Here is a 19,350-nt window from a genome sequence, read left to right on the forward strand (position 1 = left end):
GGAAGCCTTTTATATCCATTAATCAATCACTCAATTGCAATGCTCATCATTAATATGGAATTCAGTATTTACCTATGACGTTATAAATAAATTTTTCAAAATGTGAATACAAGAAGCATTGATACATTTAAATAAAGAGAAAAAGCTAACGCAACGGTATTTTTATTCTTTAAAAAGTAAAACAAGCAATGTGATAATTCTAAAATAAGATTAAAGCAATTATGATTAATAGATAAATTAAAACTACTCTCTATAAAAACTTTTTCTTGTAGGTATGAACTTCAATTACGATAAAATATATTCTAAATGGGCTAAAAAATTAGAATTTGCATACAGATATTATTAACATCATGCGTTATCTATAAACAATAATAGCTTTTTTATCAGCATTACGCATAAAAGCACTGCCTTATAAAAATTATTTCTTACAACGAAAACAAAGGTATTGCAAAGCAATCAATCCATTCGGATTGTTACAAATCGCAATTCTCCATCAGGACGAGCAACAATAAATAAAGCGTTTTTGCGTCCTGCTTCACGCAATTTATGAAAACGTTTTTTAGCATCATCAACTGTTGTGACCGTACTTTGATTGATATCAACTATTACCTCACCAACACGAATACGTTTTTTATCAGCCGCACTATCTCGTGCTACAGATGTCACAACTAATCCATTAAGCTTATCAGTAATTGAATAACGTTGGCGTAAATCAGAGTTAAGTGCCGATAATGTCATCCCCATAAGCTGAATTGTAGTAGGATCTGCGCTACTTTTTTTCTTATCAGATTTTTCCGCTTTACTTTCATCTGAATCAGTTTCAACTAAACGACCAAGTTTAACTTTTACTGTTTTTTCCTGCCCATCACGTAAAACCGTAATATTTACCACTTTCCCTACAGGACTTTCTGCTGCTAAACGCGGTAAATCACGTGCATTCTTTATTTTGGTATTCTCAAAATAAAGAATAACATCACCAACATGTAATTGACTATTATCTACTTTTGCATGTTCGATTTTACCCGCAACTAACGCCCCAACAGCCTGATCCAATTTCAAGCTTTCTGCAATATCATCTGTCACAGGTTGAATACGAATAGCCAACCAACCGCGTCTTACTTCCCCAAAATCACGCAATTGATTGATAATAGAAATAGCCATATCAGATGGTATGGCAAAACCAATCCCTATCGATCCTCCAGAAGGCGAAACAATTGCTGTATTAATGCCAATCACTTCACCATTTCTATCAAATAATGGACCCCCAGAATTTCCTCGGTTAATTGCTGCATCTGTTTGAATAAAATTATCATAAGGACCAGCATTAAGATCACGATTACGTGCAGAAATAATTCCAACCGTTACACTACCACCAAAACCAAAAGGGTTACCGATAGCCATAACCCAATCACCAATACGTACTTTTTCTGAATTACCAAAACGTACAGCTGTTAATTTTTTGCTTCCTGGTGTTACTTGAAGTAAAGCTAAATCTGTCTTACTGTCTTTTCCAAGTAATTTTGCTTTTAGCTTTGTGCCATCAGTAAAATTAACCTCAATATCATCAGCATCCACAATAACGTGGTAATTTGTAACAATAAGCCCTTTTTGAGCATCAATTACAAAACCTGATCCAAGGGAACGTACTTTTTGAAACTGACTACCCTCCTGACCATCTTTTGGTGTAAAAAAATCATCAAAATACTCCTGTAGTAATGAATCTTTCGAAATAACAGGAGCAGGAGTATGTTCATCTTGCTCAGTCCCATCAACTATTTGCGTTGTAGAAATATTCACAACTGTATCTAAAAGGGTAGCAGCTAAATCAGGAACTGATAGTGATATATCTTTCTGTAAGGTAACATTAGACCAACTTACTGATCTTAATAAAGACAAAACCATACAGATAATGATTACCGTGACAAAGCGTTTCAGTAACATATTTCTACCTATAACATGCGTTTGCTCAATGCTTAAAAAGCATTATCAAATTCATTTCTGCAAAACTAACATGTTCGTTACAATACCATACAAACTTCATCATAAAAGAAAATGGCCACACGTTACGCTTTTAATGAAAAAGCAAAGTCTACAGCTGTGATCTATTCCTTCATTTTTTTATCAGTTTTATTACCCCATATCAACCATCAGTGCTAACATTTGATTTTGTTTGCGGTAAATTACGGAAATAGAAAAAGAAATCCTCCTTTGGTGAAATCACCATCGAAGTTTGCTCCAAATTCTTATACTGCTCCATTGCCAACCAAAAATCATAAAACGATGGATTGGTTTTTCTGGCATTTAATAAAAGGCGAATACTTTCAGCCTGCCCTTCACCACGTGTAATTTCAGCATCACGTTTTGCTGCTGCTACAATTTCTTCATATTCACGGTTAGCTTCTGCCACAATACGATCTCTCTCTTGTTGACCACGAGCACGAATATTTTCTGCAGCTGCTTCACGTTCAGCCGCCATTTGCCGATATACATCTTCAGAAACAGCATCAGTTAAATCGGTTTTACGAATACGCACATCAACAATGGTAATACCCAACGAACCTGCATCCACAGAAAATTGTCGTTGTACCTCAGCCATCATTGCTCCACGTTCGTCCGATAAAGCTGCTTTGAATTCTCTTTTACCGTAAACAGCGCGCAAAGCATCAATAAAACGCGGTGCAAGATTTTCACGTGCAGCAATGTGTGGCCGACCCGACGCAATGCGTTGCAAGAACAATTTAGGGTCCGTAATGCAATAGATAAAGAATGCATCCACTTCATAATAGGCACCACCACGCACTTGCACAGATTGTGTAGGCAAATCATAACGCAACAGCCGGTTATCAATAACAACTGTCTGATCCAAAAAAGGAACCTTAAAATAAATACCAGGATCAGATTCTACTTTTACGATCTGTCCAAAACGCTTAATCGCCATCTGCTGACGAGGATAAACAATAAAAATAGATGCCCATAAAGTAACAAGAGCAAATACTATAACACCCAAAATAAAAAAGAAACGAGATTGCTGCATAATTAACGCCCTCCAGAAACACTAGACCCCAATAATGATGAGGAATGTGTTGATGTTGTCGCTGTTTTTTCTGATGAATTACGCAACAATTCATTCAGTGGTAAATAAGGTATTGCTGGAGAATCTGTTTGATTCAAAACTAATTTATTAGGTGAAGAAAGAATACGCCCCATTGTTTCCATATAAAAACGGTAGCGAACAGCCTCAGGCGCAATTGCAGCCTCACGAGCTATAGCTTGAAAATGTTGAGCACGCCCCGTTGCTTCTTCAATCATCCGTGCTTTTTCACCTTTTGCAATTTCCCGTGTGCGTGAAGCTTCACCATTAGCTAAACCAATCTTAGTAAAACGCACACGATTACCCTCCTCAATCATCCGCCCACGTTCTTGCTCTGCTTGTTGGACAGAGTTAAACGCAGCAGCAACTTTAGTAGGAGGAGCAGCCTCACTAATTGATACACGGTTTATTTCAACACCAAGTTGATATTTATTTGCAGTCAACTGAATAATCTTTTTGACATCATCAGCCACTTCTTCTTTCTTATCGCGTAAAACATCATCAACAGGTCGTGACCCAATCACTTCGCGCATTGCACTTTCAGCAACCTGACGTACTGTTCCTTCTTGATCGCTCACATTAAACAAAAATTGGCTAGGATTTGAAATCCGATAATATATAGAAAAATTTACATTAACAATATTTTGATCACTTGAAAGCATCAAGCCTTCATTTTGTTGCGTCTGATTAGACTGACCACCAATTGCGATTGTTTTTTCCGTTAAAGGCACTTTCATATAGGTTTCAATTGGCCAAAAATGAAAATGCAAACCATCACCAACAATACCTGCTTTAGGAACACCAAAGCGCAACTCTACTGCTTGTTCATTTTGCTGCACAATATAAACAGACTGGAATAGCCAAAAAAGAACAGCAAGCAAAAATAACACAATAAAAATACCACTCTCACCAAACTGCTTAAGCTGATGCTGCCCTTTACGCAGAATATCATCAAGATTAGAGCCATTATCACCGCCGTTATTGCCACCAGAACCAAAAGGATTCTTAGGCGGTAATTTTTTATCACCACCAAGTTTATTTCTATCGCCACCCCATGGGCCACTGCCATTTTGATTTGTCCAGGGCATCATTACCTCTTTAATTAGTGCTATGAATCACAACCAACCATTTTCAAAACTTAACCATTGACCTTATAGAAGGTCTATGACCTGTTTACAATCAATCGATAAATTCTTTCATTTAAATGGCTACTGCCGTTCATAAATTACAAAACGCGTCGGATAATTGTCTTTGTCTCCTTGTGGAATATATTGTGTTTCAATAATAGTCCACTTTTCTTTATCAAAAATGGGAAAAAAACTATCACCTTCAATAGATGCAAAAATTTCTGTTAAGAATATTTTATGAGCAATCATTAATCCTTGTTGAAAAATTTCACCACCCCCAATAATAAAAACTGCATCTGCACCATTTTGAGTGGCCGCCTCTTCTGCTATATCACAAGCTTGAGACAAAGAATGAGCAATAACAGCACCTTCAGCTGTAAAAGTACGATTGCGCGTAATTACAATATTTGTGCGCCCTGGTAAGGGGCGCCCAAGAGAATCCCAAGTTTTTCGCCCCATAATAATGGGCTTACCCAAAGTCAAAGCCTTAAAACGTTGCAAATCTGTTGATAAACGCCAAGGCATTGTGCCTTCACAACCAATAACACCATTTTGGGCAACAGCCGCAATCAAATAAATTGGAAGCTTCATACTGCCACCGGCGCTTTAATATGGGGTTGAGCTTCATAATTAAGCAAGTTAAAATCCTCAAATTTAAAAGAAAAAAGATCTGTTACTTCTGGATTTATAAACATTACAGGTAAAACACCCGGTGTACGGGATAATTGCTGTTTTGCCTGTTCAAAATGGTTAACATAAAGGTGAGCATCACCAAGAGTGTGAATAAAATCCCCCACTTTCAAACCAGTAACTTGAGCAATCATCATCGTTAATAACGCATAAGAAGCAATATTGAATGGAACCCCTAAAAAAATATCTGCCGAACGCTGATAAAGTTGGCATGACAATTTACCATCAGAAACATAAAATTGGAATAAACAATGACAAGGTGGTAAAGCCATTTCCTCTATTGACGCAGGATTCCACGCTGATACAATCAAACGACGCGAATCAGGATTTGTGTTAATCGTATCTAAAAGATTACTGATCTGATCAATATAATGCCCATCAGGTGCAGGCCAAGAACGCCACTGAAAACCATAAATAGGACCAAGATTTCCATCTTTATCGGCCCACTCATCCCAAATAGATACGCCGTGTTCCTTTAGCCACGCAATATTTGTGTCACCTTTAAGAAACCACAAAAGTTCATAAATAATTGAACGCAAATGCAACTTTTTTGTTGTTAAAAGTGGAAAACCTGCTTGCAAATTAAATCGCATCTGATATCCAAAAATTGATCGCGTTCCCACACCTGTCCTATCTGAACGATCAACACCGTTACTTAAAACATGGGATAAAAGATCAAGGTAAACTTTCATAAAAGTATTATGGCTGATTCTATTTATTACAGGAAATTGAAATTTTAAAATTCATAAAAACACAATTCAAATAAACCAAAAAGCATCTTTCATAGGAAATTATTATTATGCGATTTAAATTTTGATGACGCAAAAGATAAAATACTGTAGAAGGAAATAACCCAATATGAACTCAAGAGGGATAATATGGAAAATAATGTAACTTTAGCAGCACATGATACAAAAAAACGTATCATGTCTATTGTATCTAGTGCATCAGGTAATCTGGTAGAATGGTATGACTTTTATGTTTACTCCTTTGCTTCTATTTACTTTGCGTCGCAATTCTTTCCCTCAGATGGTGATGTTGTTGCCCAACTCTTAAAAGCTGCCGCAGTCTTTTTCATTGGTTTTCTTATGCGTCCAATCGGTGGATGGCTTTTTGGTTATATCGCTGACCGTTATGGCCGCAAACGTTCAATGCTTATTTCTGTTTTTATGATGTGCGGAGGTTCATTTTTAATCGCTATACTTCCCACATACGAAACTATCGGAGTAACAGCAGCAGTTCTTCTTCTCTTACTTCGTATGCTTCAAGGACTTTCTGTTGGTGGTGAATACGGTACGACAGCAACTTATATGAGTGAAGTTGCTCTTAAAAATCACCGGGGCTTCTTTAGTTCTTTCCAATATACTACACTGATTGGTGGTCAGCTTTTAGCTAGCCTTGTTATATTTATTCTGGCACTTTATCTTACAGAAGATCAGTTGAAAGCATGGGGCTGGCGTATTCCATTCGCCATTGGTGGACTAGCAGCGATTGTTGCGATTTTTTTACGTCGTACTCTCCATGAAACAACCACTGAAGAAAGTCGTTCTAAAAAACAAGCAGGTAGCCTTATGGAACTTCTGCGCAACCATAGAAAAGCTTTCTTTTTGGTTATTGGTTTTACAGCTGGAGGATCGCTCACATTTTATACCTACACAACTTATATGCAAAAGTATTTGATCACTACCAGCGGGTTTGATAAGCACACAGCTACAACCATAATGACAATAGCTCTTTTTGTTTTTATGTTATTCCAGCCAGCATTTGGTGCTTTAGCTGACAAGATTGGAACAAAAGCTTCACTCTTTATGTGGAGTCTTTTATCTGTCATTTTCACCATTCCTGGACTTAAAATAATTGGTAATACCGACAATATGTGGGTTGCCTTATCAATTATTATTGGAATGCTATGCATTCTAAGCTTCTACACATCCATTTCTGGTATCATAAAGGCAGACATGTTCCCCTCTTCCGTACGTGCAATAGGGGTTGGTTTATCTTACGCCATTGCTAACGCGCTATTTGGTGGTTCTGCTGAATCTGTAGCACTTGGATTAAAAGATATTGGATATGGATCTGTCTTCTATTTTTATATAACCGGTATGATGATAATTGCATTCATCGCAATTGTTTTGATGCCAGATCCTCGAAAAAATGGATATCTTCAAAAAGATGAAATCCAGTAAGTTTTTCATTTTTTAAAAAGATCGATTAAAAAGCCCGGTTTTCTCGGGCTTTTTTTTGATTGTTCTATAAAAACTTGCATTAGAATTTCATCAAGTGCATTTGCTTTTCTAGTAACTATAACAAAAAGCTGTATATTTTTTACGATTTCCCAATCATACCACCACTTTTGAAATAGCCATTTCAGTGCTTTGCTTTTATCACCCAATAAGTTTTGAATTCACTTCACGCTCTCTTTTATCCAGCAGAAAATGGCTGCATTTAGTTTCTATAGGCAAAGCTAAGCGATATCTAAGCCATTTTTAGCCAATCTCATCAAAATCGTTTTATATTAAACTACTCCACTAAATTATGTGTCATTTCATACATAAAACTAAGAATGAATAATTACATTTTACAATCACATTATAAAATCTTGAAACCTACCAATAATGAAAAGATTTAAAATATTAACAATTCCCCCTTTCCCAAAGACTGTTCTTCATCTATATTTAAAAGTGCTGGTTTTCCAGCTATGGTAATAAACGGACAATGGAATAAACTCATTGGACCCGGGGGCGGTACCCGGCGCCTCCACCAAAATATAATCAACAAGCTTATACTTTGGTGGGGGCGAAATAGGATCGACAAGGGTGTAAAGATTGCTCTTTTACTCGGCATTGTACCACCGTCATCGGACTAAATTAGTAGTTGCAAACGACAACTATGCGGAAGCACGTCTCGCTGCTTAAGCAGTGCGAAGGCTTCAAATTAAGCCTTAAACCGTCGCAGGTTTAAGCGGGGTTCGGAGGCACCTGGCAACAGAAGCCTTCACTTTTATAAGTATTTATTTTGACAAACAAGATATACGAATTGTTATCAAATATGTGGTAGAAAAATATTGCCAGCTTTAAAAAACGTTTCATTGCACTTATATTACTTGCGCTTCAACAATTGCATAAATTAAAAGGAATAAACTTCAATGGTTCAAGATCAAATCCGTTACGATATTCTCGTTCAGGATGCGCTCCGTGGAGTTATCCGCAAAGTTTTGTTAGAAGTGGCTAAAGCAGGTCTTCCGGGTAATCATCACTTTTTTATTACCTTTTCAACAAAGGCACCAGCAGTAAAAATCTCTTCTCGACTCAAAAGTCGTTATCCTGATCAAATGACAATCGTACTACAACATCAATTTAGAGACTTGAACGTATCAGAAACCGCTTTTGAAGTTACTTTATCCTTTGGAGAAATTACTGAAAAATTAATTATTCCTTTTACCTCCATTCAAGTTTTTTATGACCCTGTAGCGGCATTTGAAGCGGCATTTGATTTGCCTGCTAATCCCACTTCTGAAGAAAATGAAAATCCAGAAAGTGCTCCACATACACCCGATATTTCTTTAAACAAACAAAAAACAGAAAATGAGCTTATAAAAACACAGAATCCCAAAAGGGATAAAGAACCTTCAAACAATGATACCAAACAAAGTGCTGATGTTGTTTCTTTAGACTCTTTTCGAAAAAATAAATGAACCTGTCCATGACTAAAGTAATTAACCTTCGTCAATTTCGAAAACAGCAGAAACGTATTGAGCAAACTATTCATGCAGAGGAAAATCGTTATCGTTTTGGACGAACAAAACTTGAGAAACTTTTTGATAAAAAAGAACTTTTAAAAGCTCAAAAATTTCTTGATCAAAACCGTCTATCTAACAGTGAATGAGAAAAAATGAAAATAAATGTTTGGTCAAAAACTATTCGCTTATATTGATAAGCCTTTTACAAGTAGATTTTTAGAATAACCATTTTGGAGATAAAAACAGTTCGCAAAAAAATAATTTTTATATTTAATGACCCTTAATATTGAAAATAAAAGACTGAAAAAATTTAATATTTCAGTTTTATTATTGTGTTTACCGTACTTTATAATCTCTCACTTAATAGTTTTAATACTGCTTTTGTTTCATTTCTGTTATTTTTATAAACTCATTCACCTGAGAATGTTGAGATTTTCTCCGAGAAGAATTTTAAAACTAGCGTTTCAATCAAAAAAATAATACATAAAAAATATAATGAATGACTTTTCTAATCACGTACCATTTTTTGAAGATGAAGAGCTCCCCCATAAGCCTGAAAATAATTCTGAATTAACTCCCGGTGCTATAGTAGCAAAAGAAAAAGCACAATACGAGCCCGAATATTTGGAAAAACTTAACCCAGAACAACGAGAAGCTGTTATAAACACAGAAGGGCCTTTGTTAGTTCTTGCCGGGGCTGGTACGGGAAAAACACGTGTTCTTACCACACGCATTTTTCATATTTTGCACCTTGGTCTTGCCCACCCTAAGCAAATATTAGCGATTACTTTTACAAATAAAGCAGCACGTGAAATGAAAACCCGCATTGCTGAACTTGTTGGTGAAGCTATTGAAGGTATGCCGTGGCTTGGAACGTTTCATTCCATTGGTGCAAAAATTTTACGCCGCCATGCAGAACTTATCGACTTAAAAAGCAATTTCACCATTCTTGACACTGATGACGTTGTTCGTCTTTTAAAACAGCTCATTCAAGCTGCAGGTTTAGATGACAAACGCTGGTCGGCACGTAGTTTGGCAACGATGATAGATGCTTGGAAGAACCAGGGGCTTTCACCAGATCATATTTCAGAAAGTGATTCTTATGCCTTTGCTAAAGGTATGGGGCGTGAACTCTATCACAGTTATCAGGATCGGCTAAAAAGCCTTAATGCTTGTGACTTTGGTGATCTCTTGCTCCATTCCATTAACATCTTCCAACATAACCCAGATATTCTTCATGAATATCATGCTAAATTTCGCTATATCCTTGTAGATGAATATCAAGACACAAATACAGCGCAATATCTTTGGCTTCGTCTTTTGGCGCAACAATCTACAAGACAGCAGGTCAATCTTTGCTGTGTTGGTGACGATGACCAATCCATTTACGGATGGCGTGGTGCTAAAGTTGATAATATACTGCGCTTTGAAAAAGACTTTCCTCCTGCAAAAATCATCCGTTTAGAACGCAACTATCGTTCTACATCGCATATTCTTAAAACGGCCTCTCATTTTATTTCTCACAATCAGGGAAGGCTTGGAAAAACGCTTTTCTCAGATAAAACAAATAACGAAGAGAAAAAAGTAAAAATCCATGCCGCATGGGATTCGGAAGAGGAAGCACGTGCCATCGCGAAAGAAATTGAACAAGTACAACAATCTGGGCATTTTTTAAATGACATGGCTATATTAGTGCGAGCATCATTTCAAATGCGCGCATTTGAAGAGCGTTTTATAACACTTGGTCTTAACTATCGTGTCGTTGGTGGTCCACGTTTTTATGAACGAATGGAAATACGTGATGCCTTAGCTTACTTGCGTGTTGTTGCTCAACCTTCCGATGATTTAGCCTTTGAACGTATTATCAATACACCCAAACGTGGCTTAGGAGAGACAACACTACGCCACCTTCATAATAATGCACGTGCACGCGCTATTCCTCTCTTTTCTGCTGCTATTGAAATAATTGAAACAGATGAACTAAAACCTAAAGCACGAAATGCTTTACGCAACATTATTGAAGACTTTCATCGCTGGCAAAACCTATCACCACGCACACCACTGACAGAGCTTACTGAAATGATCCTTAATGATTCAGGCTACATGGAAATGTGGCAAGAAGATCGTTCGCCAGAAGCACCAACACGCTTAGAAAATCTTAAAGAAATGATTCGTTCTATGGAACAATTTGAAAATCTTCACAGTTTTTTAGAACATGTTTCATTAGTTATGGATGTTGAGCATAACGAAAATATGGATGCAGTTAATATTATGACCCTTCATTCAGCTAAGGGGCTTGAATTTAAAACAGTTTTCCTTCCTGGCTGGGAAGAAGGACTTTTTCCCAATCAACGCTCACTAGATGAAGGTGGCCGTGCAGGACTAGAAGAAGAACGCAGACTTGCTTATGTAGGTCTAACAAGAGCACAACAAAATCTGCATATATGGTTTGTCTCTAATCGACGCATTCATGGGCTTTGGCAATCTAGCCTTCCCTCTCGTTTTCTAGATGAATTGCCAGGAGAACATATAGAAGTGCTAGAAAATGAAACATCTTATGGTGGTTACGGTCAGTACTCAAAACCAGGGTGGAAAAGTGCACATAAAAATCAAACAGAAGCAAGACATAATAATTGGAGTGCACAGTCATCCAGTTATATTAAGAAAACTGATTATGAAAATAGTGATTTAGATTTTAGTCCCATTCAATTTCATCAGAAAAAAAATATTGAAAGAAAAGCCACTTCCCAATCCGCGTCTGATACACCATCAGCTTTTTCAATTAATGATCGCGTTTTTCATATCAAATTTGGTTATGGTCATATTTCAGCAATAGGTGGTAATAAATTAACTATTTTGTTTGATAAAGCCGGTGAAAAACGTGTTCTTGATGACTTTGTAACTAAAGCTTAACACAAAAACCATTAGCACGCTTATTTCCAAATAACTGCGCTTTACGCAATTTTATTATCGTTTAATATCAGGATGGTTTTTCCAACCTTTAAAAAATTTTTTTAAAATTCATTCATCCTGCATCAGTTGTTATTGCATTACAAAACAATAAAACAGCATGCTGATTTTAGATAGTAAAATGACCCCTCACATAGAAAATACAACACTTCATTGCTCATTATTGCTCATCTGCGATATGATAATTTTGTGATCTATATTTTTTATGAAACTTACAGCACAAATCACGCTTCATAATGTTGAAACAAAGATTGCAAAACTAATCTGTCAGCATTATAGCATTCCTGATGCTTTAAAATTAAGCTATAAAATTCAAAGAGGTTAAGCTATGAAAAATGTAATATACATCTTTGGGTTAACAATCATATTTCTCGCTGGCGTTTTTACTTATGATGCGTGGAAAAATAAGCCACTCGGTGATGATTTTACACTCATCGATTCCAATGGCCAAACTGTTACTGAAGCTGATATTAGAAGTAAACCTTCAGCCATTTTTTTCGGTTTCACCATGTGCCCTGAAAGTTGCCCTACTACACTGACAGATCTTGATCGGTGGCTTACAGAAATTGGCCCTAATGCTGATAAATTAGGTATATGGTTTGTAACTGTCGATCCTGAACGTGATACACCAGAAGTACTACGTGATTATTTAAGCAATTTTACCAACAACATTATTGGTATAAGTGGAGATCCTGAAAAAGTCCATAAAATGGTATCTTCTTTCAACATTGTTGCAGAAAAAGTGCCTGGAACAAATGGTAACTATACTTACGATCATACAGCTGCAATTTTCTTGCTTAAAAAAGGTGGAAAACTAGCTGGTATTATTCCTTACAACACTGAAGAAAATGAAAATCAATTAAAAGATGATATTGCCATTAAACGGCTTAAAAAGCTCATCTCAAACTAAATTAAAAAGCGTTTAATAAAGAAAAAATATGTCTCAACAAATTCGTTTATTTTGTACAACCCTCAAAGATGAGGCAGAGCAGTTTTATACTCTTATGGAAGAAGCCTTTGAAGAAGAAGGATATCCTCTTGCTTTGGTAGAAATAGATGAAAAAAACGCTATTTATGAACTGTCACTTTATGTTGACAAAGAAAACCAAGACAGTGCGTACAAACGCTTTGCAGATATTCTTGCTCTAGACCCTAATAAAATTAATATAGAAATTTTACCTGATATTGACTGGGTCCAACAAAGTCTTAAAGGGCTAAAACCTGTATATGCAGGTCCTTTCTTTCTTTATGGAAGTCATGACCGAAAAAATATCCCACCTGATGTTTTGCCAATTGAAATTGAAGCCAATCAAGCTTTTGGTACAGGTCACCATGAAACAACATCTGGTTGTTTAGAAATGATCACCAAAATTATGCGAACTGAAAATCCGCAAAATGCTCTCGATCTTGGCACAGGGAGTGGCGTATTAGCCATTGGTATGGCAATGCTTAAACCCATTTCTATACTTGCATCTGATAATGATCCAATTGCCGTTCAAATTGCACAACACAATATTAAACTCAATGGTGTTAAAAAATATATCACAGCTATTACAGCGACGGGCTTTAATCATGATACAATTGCATCACGTGCACCCTTTGACCTTATTGTTGCTAATATCCTCGCCGGCCCTCTTATTGAACTTGCACAAGAAATGACCCAAGCTTTGCAAAAAAATGGATCTATCATATTATCGGGTATCCTTGAAGAACAGCATGATCATGTCCTAAAAGCTTATGTAAAACAAGGCTTGCAACACATTGAAACATACCACCGCCAAGGATGGGTTACTTTACATCTCAAATAAAAAAGGACATCGTGTGTATCAATCTTTTGATGTTATAACAAACCCAACCCATGCTGCAGAGCGTATCTTTGCCCTTCGTCAAGAACTTGAACGTATAGGGCTAGATGGTTTTCTTGTACCAAGAGCAGATGAACATCAAGGAGAGTATATTCCACCGCACGCTCAGCGCCTTAGCTGGCTAACTGGTTTTACTGGATCAGCTGGTATGGCATTAATTTTAAAAAATAAAGCTATTATATTCACAGACGGGCGTTATACACTCCAAGTCCGCCAACAAACTGATCCTCAGATTTTTGATTATGAAGACCTGATGACTTGCCCACCCTCACAATGGTTAGAAGAAAATGGTCACAAACTTTCTATTGGCTTTGACCCATGGCTTCATACTATTGCTGCTACCGCTACATTGAGAAAAGCATTAGAATTTAAAGCAGGAGGAAAGCTTATAGCAACAAAAGCCAATCCTGTTGATCTTATTTGGCAAGACCAACCACAATTACCGCAAGCTGCCTTATCAATTCATCCTCTTGAATATGCAGGATGTACAACTGACGAAAAATTAGCATTGATTTATGAAAACATACAGCAAGCCGGAGCGAATGCTTTTATTTTCACAGATCCTGCTTCTATTGCATGGACATTCAATATACGGGGCAATGATGTCTCTAACACACCCTTTGCCCTTTCTTTTGCTCTCATTTCAACCAAAGAAACGCCATCCCTATTTATTGATAGCAAAAAACTTGGCCAAGAACAGAAAAACTATCTAAAACAATATGTAGAATTATATGAACCGGAAAAACTCATTCCAAAGATCAAAGATCATGTTCAAAAAGGAATGATTTTTGCTTTAGATCCACTGCGAACATGCGAAAAATTGCGTACTGTTATTGAAAATGAAAATAATTCTTTCATTACGCTTACTGACCCAGCTGCCTTGCCACGTGCTATTAAAAATAGCACAGAATTAGACGGTGCACGCAAAGCTCATTTGTGCGATGGTGTATCACTTACCCGCTTTTTTGCTTGGTTGGACAAACAAACACCAGGCACAATTAGTGAAATTTCTGCTGCCCAAAAATTAGAAGAATTTCGCATAATAACAGCAAAAAAAATGGGAACAAAACTCGAAGACCTTTCCTTTGATACGATCTCAGCAGCAGGCGCAAATGGTGCAATTGTTCATTATCGTGTAACAACTGAAACAAACAAACCACTCAATGCCGGTGAGCTTTATCTTGTTGATTCAGGTGGACAATATCGCAACGGCACAACAGATGTCACACGTACAATAGCAATTGGCCTTATTGGAGAAGAAGAAAAACGTTGTTTTACTCTTGTTCTTAAAGGTATGATTGCTCTTTCAACTGCACGATTTCCAAAAGGTACACGCGGACAAGATATTGATGTTCTAGCACGTATCTCTTTATGGAAAGCTGGTTTTGATTATGCGCATGGTACTGGCCATGGAGTTGGCTCTTACCTCTCTGTTCATGAGGGACCACAAAATCTTTCACGTTACGGAAGTCAAGAACTCATTCCCGGAATGATTATTTCTAATGAACCAGGGTATTACCGTGAAGGAGCTTTTGGCATTCGTATTGAAAATTTAATGATTGTGAAACCTGCACAAAAAATTACTTCTGGCGATATAGACATGCTATCATTTGAAACACTCACAAATTGCCCTATTGATCGACGGCTAATCTTACCAGAGCTTTTGACAACTCAAGAGCGACAATGGCTTAATGACTATCATGCGCACGTTTATAAAGTGAATGCACCTTATCTTAATACAGAAGAAAAAAAATGGGCAAAAGAAGCCACAATGCCCCTTTAATTGAATAAAAGTGCACACTTATTCTGTTTCAAAAGCATTCTCTTTGGTATTTTGGAAAAACAAATGCGTATTTCTCATAAGCAGAGATAAATAAAACCCTAAAGCTCATAATTGCACAAAGAGTGACTAATTGGAATATATCATCAAAAAATTTAAATATAATACTCTTTAATCAACTGGGACCAGCTATCTTCATCGATAACCTCAACACCTAACTCTTTTGCTTTGGTCAATTTTGACCCCGCTCCAAGCCCTGCAATAAGAAGATCAGTCTTTTTAGAAATAGAACCAGATGTTTTGGCACCTAACCGCTCTGCTAATGCTTTTGCTTCATCTCGCGACATAGACATTAAAGTTCCCGTAAAAACAATTACTTTTCCCGCTATTGGCGAATAATCTGTTGCAATAGCTTCCTCAGGAAGAGGTGTCACTTCTTGAAGCAAGGCTGATAACACATCACGGTTATGTGCTTCTTGATAAAAATCAATAATTGCCCTGCCAACACGAACTCCAATCCCTTCAATACTGATCAGGTCTGTCCACTCCTCATTACCTTCATCTGCCTTATCATGTGGCACAATAGCTGCCATTACAGCAGCCTCAAAAGCAGTATAATTTCGATAAACACGTGCAAGACGTTGTGCATTAACTTCACCAACATGACGAATACCTAATGCAAACAAAAAACGACTTAAAGGAATTTCTCGACGTGCATTAATAGCGTCAAAAAGTTTGCGGACAGAAAGACTGCCAAAACCCTCTATATTTTCCAAACGTGTTAAAGCTTTTTTTTGGCGTTTCTCTAAAGTGAAAATATCAACCGGTGAACGGATACAAAGCGTTTCATCTTGAATATTAAAGAAAAATTCCACCTGTTTTTTACCAAGCCCCTCAATATCAAAAGCATTACGTGAAACAAAATGACGAATACGCTCAATCGCTTGTGCTGAGCAGATAAGCCCACCTGTGCACCTATACACTGCCTCACCCACTTCACGAACAGCATGACTCCCACAAGCAGGACAATGATGAGGAAAAACGAAAGGAGTTGCGTCTTTTGGACGCTTGCTAGAAATAATATCAACAATCTGAGGAATTACATCACCAGCACGCTGTACAATCACTGTATCACCTATACGGATATCACGCCCCTCACGAATTGGTTCACCTTTACGACCAACCCCTTTAATATAATCCTCATTATGCAAAGTTGCGTTGGTAACCACAACCCCACCTACAGTGATAGGTGCAAGGCGTGCAACTGGCGTTAGTGCTCCAGTTCGACCTACTTGAATATCAATACCTTCTAAAAGTGCTGTAGCTTTTTCTGCTGGAAATTTATGTGCAATTGCCCAACGTGGTGAACGAGATACAAACCCCAAACGCATTTGTAGCCCTAAATCATTAACTTTATAAACAACCCCATCAATATCATAGCTTAAAGATTGCCGCTGTTCTTCAATAAAATGATAATATGAAATAAGGTCTTCTACTTTTTCGAAAACTTTTGTAAATGGATTAACAATAAAGCCATATTCTTTTAGCTTATTCACCATCTCCATTTGGCTTTTAGCCGGCATTTCACTCACCTCACCCCAAGCATAAGCAAAAAACTTAAGCTTCCTGCTAGCAGTTATCCGTGAATCAAGCTGGCGTAGAGAGCCAGCCGCTGCATTTCTAGGATTTGCAAAAGCTATTTTCCCTTCTTTTTGCTGGTTAATATTGAGTACTTGAAAATCCTCTTGCCTTATATAAACTTCACCACGAACTTCAATAATATCAGGATATTCACCCTGTAAAACCTTTGGAATATCAGAAATTGTTCGTGCATTTGTAGTTACATTTTCACCTGTATACCCATCACCACGCGTTGCAGCACGCACAAGTTTCCCTTGTTCATAACGCAAAGATAAAGATAAGCCATCAATCTTCGGTTCAGCCGTCATTTCTAGTGTCTGTGTTGATGGAAGTCTTAAAAAACGGCGAACACGCTCAACAAATTCACTGACATCTTCAGCACTAAATGCATTATCAAGAGAAAGCATCGCCTGTGCATGAACAGATTTTTCAAATTTTTCTGAAACTGGTGCACCAATTTTATATGAAGGGGAATCTGCACGAATTAATTCAGGAAATAGAGCTTCAATTTCCGTATTGCGACGACGAAGAGCATCATATTGTGCATCAGAAATCTCAGGTTGATCATTATTATTATAAAGAACATCATGACGTGCGATTTCTTTTGCTAACCACTCTAACTCACTTGCCGCTTCAAGAGCAGTAAGATTTTTAACCGCATTTTTGTCCATATACTTTATTCCAAGTCGTGCAATTTATAATTATATGAATCTCAATTCTTTGTTATCAATAGATATCCAAACGAATATATATTCGCTTGTCATTTCAATCATTAATCAATTATATCTGCGCTAAAAGTTTTTGGGCCGCTGCACGTGCCTCTTCAGTGATCTGTTCCCCTGCCAACATACGTGCAATTTCTTCAGCACGTTCACACTCTTCCATTTTATGAATACGCGTAACAAAATGCCCTTTATCGCCTTCAACTTTTGAAACAAGAAAATGACTATGAGCTTTGGCTGCAACCTGAGGTGCATGTGTAATAGCAAAAACCTGAACACTTTTTGATAAACACAGCAACCTTTGCCCAATCGCAGCAGCCACAGCCCCACCAATTCCCGTATCAATTTCATCAAAAATCAGTGTAGGAGCTGATCCACGATCAGCCAAGACAACCTTTAATGCTAATAAAAAGCGCGATAATTCACCGCCAGAAACTACACTCAACATTGGTCCAGCTCGTGATCCAGGATTTGTTCGTACCCAATATTCAACACGATCTATACCATCTGCATTACGTTTTTCAGAATCACTTTGCACGTTCACAGTAAATTCTGCCTTTTCTAACTTCAACGCTGGCAACTCAGCCATAACGCTTGTAGATAAACGGTGCGCCACTTCTTGGCGTTTTATGGAAAGGGCTTGTGCAGATGCATCATACTTTTCTTGTGCCTCCTGCGCTTTTGCTCTTAAATGCTTCAACGTGGTCTGAGCAGAATCAAAATCAGAAAGTTCATCTCTCATTTTATCACATAACTGAGATAATTCAGCTACAGAAACATGGTATTTACGCGCCAATCCCCGAAGTGCAAAAAGACGCTCTTCTATTCGCTCCAATTCACCAGAATCAAAATTCAATGCTTGCATTGCTGTTTCAATACCCTCTTGCGCTATTGAAAGTGCCTGCAATGCTTCATCAATAGACTTAACCACAGGTGTAATGAGTGTTTGTGCTTCAGGAATTTTCCGTTCTAAACGCCTCACCAAATTGGACAGGATAGAAATTGGTGATTTTGGACCATTGAAAAGATCATCAGCTTCCTTAATATCAGTCGCTATTTTATCTAGTTTCAACATATCTGCACGACGAAGAGACAGTGTATTTTCTTCATCAATTGTAAAATCAAATTTTTCAAGTTCTTCCACACTTGCACGAAGGTAGCAAGCTTCACGTGTAGCAGCTTCCACTTTGATACGCTGCTGTTGCACATGTTCCTCTAATTCATGCCATATCCGATAACATTTGCGTACATTTTCTGCCTCACTCTCAAGCCCACCAAAAGCATCTAATAACCGGCGATGCGTATCAACATCAACAAGTGCACGATCATCATGCTGCCCATGAATTTCAACCAACATACGACCAACATTGCGCATCAATGCAATACTAGCCACCTGATCATTGATAAAACCACGGCTACGACCATCATTTGATTGTACACGTCGTAAAATGATATCGCCTTCATTATCAAAACCATTCTCACGTATAAGCTGGCGTACAGGGTGTGAAATAGGCACATCAAAAACAGCTGTCACCTGCCCTTGCTCTGCACCATGGCGCACAAGTGAAGCATCTCCACGCCCTCCAAGAGCTAATGATAAAGAATCAAGTAAAATAGATTTTCCAGCACCCGTTTCCCCAGTTAAAACTAATAACCCCATGGGGAAACTAATATCGAGCTTCTCGATCAAAACAATATTATGAATCGAAAGCTGTATCAGCATAT

Annotated in this window: 14 protein-coding genes and 1 other RNA gene; 8 read left to right on the top strand and 7 right to left on the bottom strand. The window is 37.5% G+C overall.

Translation table 11 applies throughout. The annotated features are described in order from the left end of the window. Positions 1–456 precede the first annotated feature (456 nt). From GGR10_RS04515 to GGR10_RS04535, 5 genes are all read right to left on the bottom strand, one after another. A complete protein-coding gene (locus tag GGR10_RS04515) occupies positions 457–1,941 on the bottom strand; it encodes a Do family serine endopeptidase (protein WP_182480122.1) in 1,485 nt (494 codons plus the stop codon). A gap of 199 nt (positions 1,942–2,140) precedes the next feature. Next, positions 2,141–3,034: a protease modulator HflC gene (hflC, locus tag GGR10_RS04520; RefSeq protein ID WP_010703965.1), complete on the bottom strand. Its 894-nt coding sequence runs from the start codon at positions 3,032–3,034 to the stop codon at positions 2,141–2,143. Between the two features lie 2 nt (positions 3,035–3,036). Further along, on the bottom strand, positions 3,037–4,179 hold the full coding sequence (gene hflK, locus GGR10_RS04525; RefSeq protein ID WP_182480219.1) for an FtsH protease activity modulator HflK: 1,143 nt from the start codon (positions 4,177–4,179) through the stop codon (positions 3,037–3,039). A 120-nt stretch (positions 4,180–4,299) separates the two neighbouring features. Then, positions 4,300–4,809, bottom strand: coding sequence for a dihydrofolate reductase (locus tag GGR10_RS04530; RefSeq protein ID WP_182480123.1), 510 nt, complete (start codon positions 4,807–4,809; stop codon positions 4,300–4,302). Then, positions 4,806–5,600 (bottom strand): thymidylate synthase, encoded by a 795-nt coding sequence (locus GGR10_RS04535; RefSeq protein ID WP_182480124.1) that lies wholly within the window; start codon positions 5,598–5,600, stop codon positions 4,806–4,808. Before GGR10_RS04535 ends, GGR10_RS04530 begins: the two co-directional genes overlap by 4 nt. A 186-nt stretch (positions 5,601–5,786) precedes the next feature. On the opposite strand from GGR10_RS04535, the gene GGR10_RS04540 reads away from it, so the two are divergent. The 8 genes from GGR10_RS04540 to GGR10_RS04575 all read left to right on the top strand — a co-directional run bounded on the left by GGR10_RS04540 (position 5,787) and on the right by GGR10_RS04575 (position 15,265). Next, a complete protein-coding gene (locus GGR10_RS04540; RefSeq protein WP_010703971.1) occupies positions 5,787–7,094 on the top strand; it encodes an MFS family transporter in 1,308 nt (435 codons plus the stop codon). Positions 7,095–7,551: 457 nt separating this feature from the next. After that, positions 7,552–7,907: a transfer-messenger RNA gene (ssrA, locus tag GGR10_RS04545) on the top strand. 146 nt (positions 7,908–8,053) lie between these two features. Next, positions 8,054–8,602 (top strand): SspB family protein, encoded by a 549-nt coding sequence (locus GGR10_RS04550; protein WP_182480125.1) that lies wholly within the window; start codon positions 8,054–8,056, stop codon positions 8,600–8,602. Positions 8,603–8,610: 8 nt separating this feature from the next. After that, positions 8,611–8,793: a DUF4169 family protein gene (locus GGR10_RS04555; protein ID WP_182480126.1), complete on the top strand. Its 183-nt coding sequence runs from the start codon at positions 8,611–8,613 to the stop codon at positions 8,791–8,793. A 349-nt stretch (positions 8,794–9,142) separates the two neighbouring features. Next, positions 9,143–11,560: an ATP-dependent helicase gene (locus tag GGR10_RS04560; protein ID WP_182480127.1), complete on the top strand. Its 2,418-nt coding sequence runs from the start codon at positions 9,143–9,145 to the stop codon at positions 11,558–11,560. Positions 11,561–11,945: 385 nt separating this feature from the next. Then, positions 11,946–12,527, top strand: a complete 582-nt coding sequence (locus GGR10_RS04565; RefSeq protein ID WP_182480128.1) for an SCO family protein — start codon at positions 11,946–11,948, stop codon at positions 12,525–12,527. A 28-nt stretch (positions 12,528–12,555) separates the two neighbouring features. After that, positions 12,556–13,425 (top strand): 50S ribosomal protein L11 methyltransferase, encoded by an 870-nt coding sequence (locus tag GGR10_RS04570; protein ID WP_182480129.1) that lies wholly within the window; start codon positions 12,556–12,558, stop codon positions 13,423–13,425. A 13-nt stretch (positions 13,426–13,438) separates the two neighbouring features. After that, complete coding sequence (locus tag GGR10_RS04575) at positions 13,439–15,265, top strand: aminopeptidase P family protein (RefSeq protein WP_182480220.1); 1,827 nt, start codon at positions 13,439–13,441, stop codon at positions 15,263–15,265. Positions 15,266–15,417: 152 nt separating this feature from the next. Here the strand turns inward: GGR10_RS04575 and ligA are convergent, their stop codons facing one another. Both ligA and recN read right to left on the bottom strand, forming a co-directional pair. Continuing rightward, positions 15,418–17,574 carry an NAD-dependent DNA ligase LigA gene (ligA, locus tag GGR10_RS04580; protein ID WP_182480130.1) on the bottom strand — a complete coding sequence of 719 codons (2,157 nt, stop codon included), beginning with the start codon at positions 17,572–17,574 and terminating at the stop codon, positions 15,418–15,420. Between the two features lie 109 nt (positions 17,575–17,683). Next, positions 17,684–19,348 (bottom strand): DNA repair protein RecN, encoded by a 1,665-nt coding sequence (gene recN / locus GGR10_RS04585; protein ID WP_182480131.1) that lies wholly within the window; start codon positions 19,346–19,348, stop codon positions 17,684–17,686. Positions 19,349–19,350 lie beyond the last annotated feature (2 nt).

Source organism: Bartonella chomelii (assembly GCF_014138465.1).
Taxonomy (GTDB): Bacteria; Pseudomonadota; Alphaproteobacteria; order Rhizobiales; family Rhizobiaceae; genus Bartonella; species Bartonella schoenbuchensis.